The organism is Microcystis sp. LE18-22.4A (genome assembly GCF_027531105.1).
Lineage (GTDB): Bacteria > Cyanobacteriota > Cyanobacteriia > Cyanobacteriales > Microcystaceae > Microcystis > Microcystis aeruginosa.
Genome location: NZ_JAPZRB010000205.1, coordinates 1 through 6,071, shown reverse-complemented (window position 1 = coordinate 6,071; position 6,071 = coordinate 1). Strand labels below are relative to the sequence as shown.

Below are 6,071 nucleotides of genomic sequence, written 5' to 3'. Positions count from 1 at the left end.
AAATCCTTATCTGGCAAGAGACTTAATTGATTAGTTCGCTCTAGATCAAAAACAATTGACAAAAATCGCCAAATGTCTTTCTCTATAAGAGTTTCATTCCTTATAATCCTGTACGTTGCATAAGACAAACCGAAGAACCATCTGGGTTGTAATAAACCTACACCTGTCAGCATCCCACACCCCATCTTCCCACTTCCCCGCGGTTGAGTTAGCGGGTTAGGCTTCGATCTGTCAGAATACAAGTATTGAAACAAACCTTTTAAGAGGCTTCATGGTGGAAGTTAAAGTTGTTCCCCCGAAACGCAATTGGGTTCAGACGTGCTGGCAATCTCTGAATTCCTTATCCCGCTTACTGGTGATTGCTCTAGCTGCACCACTTGTCGTCCTGAATGTCTGGGCATTATCGGCAATTTTTGGCTATTTTGAATCTTTATTTGTTATTTTACTGATAGCGGCCGTTCTATCTTTTCTCTTGGGTTATCCGGTGACTTGGTTGGAACGTCAGGGATTAAAAAGGGGTTTAGCTGCGATCGTGGTTTCCCTGATCACGATTTTAATTTTTGTGGCCGTGGGCATAACCCTAGTTCCCTTAGTCTTCACCCAAGCGCAGCAATTTGTCAATAGATTGCCAGAATGGTTAGACTCGGGACAGCGCCAACTGATGCAACTAGATACCAAAATCGACACGATGAATCTGCCGATTCCGATCAGTTTCGATGGTGTTATCGCTCAGTTTAACAGTCGTTTAGGGGCAGAATTGCAAATTCTAGCGGGAAGAAGCGTTAATTTAGCCCTTAATCTCACGGTTTTTACCGTGGTGCGGGTGCTTGATGTGCTGCTAACCATTATCCTCACCTTTTATCTACTTCTCCACAGTCCCGATATCTGGAGGAGTATTATCCAATGGTTGCCCAAACCCGTCCAACAACCCTTTTCCCTAACCCTACGCTTAAGTTTTCAGAATTACTTTGTCGGACAGGTAATTTGCGCCACCTGCATGGCCCTGGGATTAGTCACGGCATTTTTATCGATTAAAGTTCCTTTTGGTCTCCTATTCGGTCTGTTGATTGGCACCATGGCCTTAATCCCTTTTGGGGGAACTGTCGGCATTGTCACGGTGACAGCTTTACTAGCTTTGCGCGATATTGGTTTAGCTCTGCAAGTTTTAGCCGTAGCTGTAGTGGTGCAGCAAATTGTCGAAAACGGCATTGCTCCCCGGATTTTGGGCAGTGTCACGGGGTTAAATCCCTTTTGGGTGTTGGTTTCGGTCTTGACGGGGGCGCGAGTGGGCGGTTTACTGGGGGTGATTGTCGCGGTTCCCATGGCAGTAATGATCAAGGAAGCTTTGGAGGTGATCCGTCAAGTGACACCAGAGGAGACAAAACACGGGATAATTAAACCCTCTCTCCCCCTAGAATCAGAATCCTCTAGCGAGGTGGTTTCTCGCTGAAGAATGACTGACGGCATCATCTAGGGCGATGTGAGCAGTAATATTGGCCGGGATAAATCGGCAATTTTCTCGCAGGTTCTTGGCTTTTCTCCCTCGATCGAGTTATGATATCCATATTGGTAGATTAACTCCACTTGCCCTGATCGCCGTCCCTGACGGATGCCTTGCTGGTCTCTGGGGCCTGGCTTATTGGGAGATTAGCTAACCAATTATCTCTAAACTCGGATAATTTTAAGAAAAGGTCAATGTCTATCCCGATAAATAAGCAAAAAATCGATATTTTGGTTAAATAGGCTACATTAACAGCCAGCTTTCTATCGTAAGCTCGAAGTTAAGACATAAAGTCAATATCACCCTCCGATTGCAATGAGAAAATGTTTGAATCGCTTAATATTTGGGCTTTTCAGACATTTTTTTTGTGGATTGATACTAAATCCAGTTATTAAAAACTGATTTAGTATGACATGGACAAACACCAACAGACCATGATCTGGAGAGATCGTCAAGAAAAGTATCAGAGTGAACTCTTGGAAAAGAATTGGTAAAATATAATTAGTAGGGAGAGTATTGCTGTTAATGTTTCGCTTTTTAACGAGACGTTAACCAAGCTCAAAGGCAAAAAATAGCAGTAATTTGCTAAAAGCTAAAAGCCGATAGCTGACTGCTCTATACATCTCTCGTATTCTTTACTTGTCGAGTTCAACACGACCCCTTTATGGAATCAAGCAACCCGTCAGGGAAGACTTCCGAACCTCCTAGTCATAGGTGGGCCAATTTACTCGGAACCATGATCGCAATTCTGACCCTAACGTTACCCTTGTTAGCGATTGGATATAACTCCACGCCTAACTATACCGAAGAACCCCTTACCGGTAACACATCCTACTCCCTAACGAGGCAAATGAGGTGACAGAATTGAGATAGACGATTGCCAAAATAAAAATTTTTTTCTTCGTCCCGATCCCCCTTATGGGTAAAATTTGGATCGGAGTTAATCAAAGTGTGTTTTAATTTTGCTTGCGCTTTTAGGTGACTCTAAAGGCGCTATTGTCTTGTATTTGGAGAAAGCTTGTGGATTTATCGCGCATTCCTGCCCAACCGAAACCAGGTTTAATTAACGTTTTAGTGGAAATTACCGCCGGCAGTAAGAATAAATACGAGTTTGATAAGGATTTAAACGCCTTTGCTCTCGATCGCGTTCTCTATTCTTCGGTACAATATCCCTGTGATTATGGTTTTGTTCCCAATACCCTCGCCGATGACGGCGATCCTTTAGATGGTATGGTGATCATGGATCAGCCTACTTTCCCCGGCTGTGTGATTACGGCGCGCCCTATTGGTATGTTAGAAATGATCGATGGTGGTGATCGCGATGAAAAAATTCTCTGTGTTCCCGCTAAAGATCCTCGTTATGCTGAGGTAAAATCCCTCAAAGATGTCTCTCCCCATCGCTTGCAGGAAATCGCCGAGTTTTTCAAAACCTATAAGAATCTAGAGAAAAAAGTCACAGAAATTCTCGGTTGGAAAGATGTGGACGCAGTAACCGCTTTAGTTGAACAGTGTATTGCTGCTTATAAGTAAGGTTTGCGGCAAAAAGTTTGTTGGTGGGGTTAGTTATCAGTTATCAGTTATCAGTTATCAGTTATCAGTTATCAGATGTGAGTTTTCAGTTCACTGATTACTGTTTACTGTTTACTAATCACTGAAAAAAGCTTCTCCCTACACCCCACTACCCCACTTCCCCACTACCCCACTTCCCACACCCTACACCCCAATTTATGCGAATAGAAACCTTAAAATCGGGTTTAATCGTCTCCTGTCAAGCGCCAGTGGAGTCATCTCTGCACGATCCTGTAATTATTGCCGCCATGGCTCATGCTTGCGTGGACAGGGGTGCTTGTGGGGTCAGAATTGATAGTCCCACTCATCTGAAAGCCACCCGTCAACAATTGCCGGATATACCGATAATTGGGCTCTGGAAACGCAATTATCGCGATTGTTCGGTATATATTACTCCCAAATATCAAGATGCTCTCGCTATTGCCGATGCGGGTGCCGATATAATTGCCTTGGATGCTACCCCAAGAAAGCGTCCTAATGATGAAAATTTAGCCACAATTATCGATCGTATTCATCAGGAAACTGGTAAATTAGTCATGGCAGATATAGACTCGATCGAAAGTGCTATTTATGCCGTGGCAGCCGGTGCTGATATTGTCGGTACAACTCTTTACGGTTACACAGAAGCAACTAAAAATCTACCACCGCCGAGTTTTTCTTTCCTAGAAGAATTAGTTAATAAGTTATCAGTTCCTGTTATCTGTGAAGGAGGAATATCGACTCCAACAGAAGCAAAAAAAGCCCTCGAAGTTGGTGCATATTCGGTAGTTGTTGGCACGGCAATTACAGGGATTGATTTAAAAACTACCGCTTTTTTACAAGGAATTTTATCAAAAGATTAATGGGAGGGAAAAAACCAAAAAGTTTAGCCGCACCTCCTAAAATAGCGACAACCAAAGCGATTAAAATCCCCCGGTTTGTGAATTGCTGATAGGCAATCCCTGCGGTCAATCCGTTAATTTTTTCGTCACTACAATGGATAAACCCGTTAACTTTTCTTAACGTACCCATGTTTATTGTAATATTTCTTAATAGACAGGGATGGATCATATTTGCTAAAAAGGAGATCAAGTCAAAAAAAAGAACCCTTGGCAACCTCTCAAAATTACCCGATGATATTATCAAAATTAGCCACAGCAAGAGGATTTAATGGCGAGACTTGTGGCCATAGTTTAGGAAAATGATTAGACTTAGAGAAAGCCTTAGATTTATGAAAGGTTTCCCCGATTTGTACCCAGTAAGAGGACATCAGAAATTCTCTTAATCCCTCCTACAGCACAGGTTATGACCTTGTGTCAAAGGGGAAGTCCAGTCATAAAATGATCAAATTCTAACTGCGCCACCGTAAAATTTGTGCTTTAATGGGGTTGACAAAATCCCGTTTTTCTGCTTGAGATTTTTCGTATTCTTGCTTGAGGCGATAATACCATTTGGCCTGGGTATCGGCATCATCAATTAACATCAAAGCTGGATGATAACTAAGTCCTTCCTGTTGTTTAATCACCACATCGCGATCCTGTTTGAGGAATTGTCGAGTTAAATAACGCAAAAGAGGGGTTAAAAATGCCAACCAAGGAATCGTATAGTATAAACTTTGATGGACTTCGCAGTGATTTTCATCGATGGGAGTAATTGCCGTAAAAGCACAGGCCAAATGGCGATCACCCCGTAGTATTTCTGTACGCACCGAGGGCAATTCAAAAACAATTTCAATCGATACTTTATTACCCAAAATTTTATAGGGTTTCGCACTTACTGGCATATCATAGGGAGCAAGACGAAAACCGAGGGGAACAGGTTCGTATTGTTTTTCTTTGACCCGAAATTGGCGCGGACCGCTGCGCCACCACCAAGAAGTATGAACGTAGGGACCGTGGGCCGGATCCATCAATCCCACCACTGCATGGTCAATATTGCAGTCAAAAGTGATAGTTTCGGCTATTTTGGGGGTAAGTTTGCCAAAATCGGCAATAGTCGGCACAGGGGGCAGATTTTCTCGATTAATTTCTCTTTTTGAGTCTGCCGGAATAAACACCCAGATATGACCTTGTATTTCACGACAGGGATAACTGGTGACACAAATTCTGCTAATATCAAGGCGATCGTGTTCAGTTAATGAGGGGATCTCAGAACAAACGCCATCGCTAGTGTTAAATTTCCAGCCATGATAGCAACAGTACACCCCATCCCCTTCAATCCAGCCATGGTGCAGCGGAATGCCACGATGGGGGCAAATATCCCGCAATGCGAACACTTCTCCATCCTCTCTCCTCCCGACAACAATCGGTTCACCTAGCATTTTTTTGGCCATTAGCTGACCGGGTTTAAGTTTATTTGCCGGTGTGGCCACATACCAAAAGTCGCGCAGTAAGCTAGTCATAGGGTTTGTCTGGAGAGCTTCGATCGTTCATCCTATCATTAGAAATGAAGGTTATGACCGGGACTAGGGCAGATAATTTATGGACGTAACTGGATTCGAACCAGTGACCCCATCGATGTCAACGATGTACTCTAACCAACTGAGCTATACGTCCGCACGAATTGCTATTATAACACGATTGCTTCTAATTAGGCAAGCCCCTAGGCAATAAATTGATAGCCAATTAACTTATAAATTAACTTGGCAGTGGTAAATTCTGAGACCACCGAATCACTAATCGGGGCCAATTCCATCACATCGCAGCCAATCACCTGATGAGTTTGGAAAAGACGACGGAGAAAGCCTAGGGTTTGATGCCAACTTAACCCCCCCGGTTCCGGGGTTCCCACCCCCGGAATTAAAGCCGGATCTATGCCATCCACGTCTATAGTTAAAAATACCTTCTCGGTGGTAATTTTGGCGATCGCTTTTTCGATCCAATCCGCATCCCTGGCGATATCTCGATCCCAAATCACGGGAATCTGCTGTTTAGCGATTAATTCGGCTTCTTCTCGACAAATAGCCCGAATTCCCACGGGTAAGGTCGGTAAACCCATTTCTAACACCCGACGCATCACACAG

Annotated in this window: 7 protein-coding genes and 1 tRNA gene; 4 read left to right on the top strand and 4 right to left on the bottom strand. The window is 43.6% G+C overall.

The genetic code is table 11. From position 1 onward, the window contains the following. Nucleotides 1-271: 271 nt before the first annotated feature. The 4 genes from O9295_RS09060 to O9295_RS09050 all read left to right on the top strand — a co-directional run bounded on the left by O9295_RS09060 (nucleotide 272) and on the right by O9295_RS09050 (nucleotide 3,912). Complete coding sequence (locus O9295_RS09060; RefSeq protein WP_002760581.1) at nucleotides 272-1,450, top strand: AI-2E family transporter; 1,179 nt, start codon at nucleotides 272-274, stop codon at nucleotides 1,448-1,450. 715 nt (nucleotides 1,451-2,165) lie between these two features. After that, the gene (locus O9295_RS27800; RefSeq protein ID WP_012267246.1) at nucleotides 2,166-2,360 is read left to right on the top strand and encodes a TLTLP motif-containing protein; all 195 of its coding nucleotides are present in this window, start codon (nucleotides 2,166-2,168) and stop codon (nucleotides 2,358-2,360) included. A 161-nt stretch (nucleotides 2,361-2,521) separates the two neighbouring features. Next, entirely contained in the window at nucleotides 2,522-3,031 is a 510-nt protein-coding gene (locus O9295_RS09055; protein ID WP_004162542.1) for an inorganic diphosphatase, read from the top strand. Nucleotides 3,032-3,228: 197 nt separating this feature from the next. Then, the gene (locus O9295_RS09050) at nucleotides 3,229-3,912 is read left to right on the top strand and encodes an N-acetylmannosamine-6-phosphate 2-epimerase (RefSeq protein ID WP_147069026.1); all 684 of its coding nucleotides are present in this window, start codon (nucleotides 3,229-3,231) and stop codon (nucleotides 3,910-3,912) included. Nucleotides 3,913-4,175: 263 nt separating this feature from the next. Here the strand turns inward: O9295_RS09050 and O9295_RS09045 are convergent, their stop codons facing one another. The 4 genes from O9295_RS09045 to O9295_RS09030 all read right to left on the bottom strand — a co-directional run. Then, nucleotides 4,176-4,319 carry a hypothetical protein gene (locus O9295_RS09045; RefSeq protein WP_288032730.1) on the bottom strand — a complete coding sequence of 48 codons (144 nt, stop codon included), beginning with the start codon at nucleotides 4,317-4,319 and terminating at the stop codon, nucleotides 4,176-4,178. 81 nt (nucleotides 4,320-4,400) lie between these two features. Beyond that, entirely contained in the window at nucleotides 4,401-5,450 is a 1,050-nt protein-coding gene (locus O9295_RS09040; protein WP_287739691.1) for a Rieske 2Fe-2S domain-containing protein, read from the bottom strand. Between the two features lie 80 nt (nucleotides 5,451-5,530). After that, a tRNA-Val gene (locus O9295_RS09035) sits at nucleotides 5,531-5,604 on the bottom strand. A 46-nt stretch (nucleotides 5,605-5,650) separates the two neighbouring features. Beyond that, on the bottom strand, nucleotides 5,651-6,071 hold a 421-nt coding region (locus O9295_RS09030; protein ID WP_288032729.1), incomplete at its 5' end, for an arginase family protein.

What these genes read in the sequence shown, in the direction of transcription:
- O9295_RS09060 (WP_002760581.1), top strand. Translation starts at nt 272, where the DNA reads ATGGTGGAAGTTAAAGTTGTTCCCCCGAAACGCAATTGGGTTCAGACG.
- O9295_RS27800 (WP_012267246.1), top strand. Translation starts at nt 2,166, where the DNA reads ATGGAATCAAGCAACCCGTCAGGGAAGACTTCCGAACCTCCTAGTCAT.
- O9295_RS09050 (WP_147069026.1), top strand. Translation starts at nt 3,229, where the DNA reads ATGCGAATAGAAACCTTAAAATCGGGTTTAATCGTCTCCTGTCAAGCG.
- O9295_RS09045 (WP_288032730.1), bottom strand. Translation starts at nt 4,319, where the DNA reads ATGTCCTCTTACTGGGTACAAATCGGGGAAACCTTTCATAAATCTAAG.
- O9295_RS09040 (WP_287739691.1), bottom strand. Translation starts at nt 5,450, where the DNA reads ATGACTAGCTTACTGCGCGACTTTTGGTATGTGGCCACACCGGCAAAT.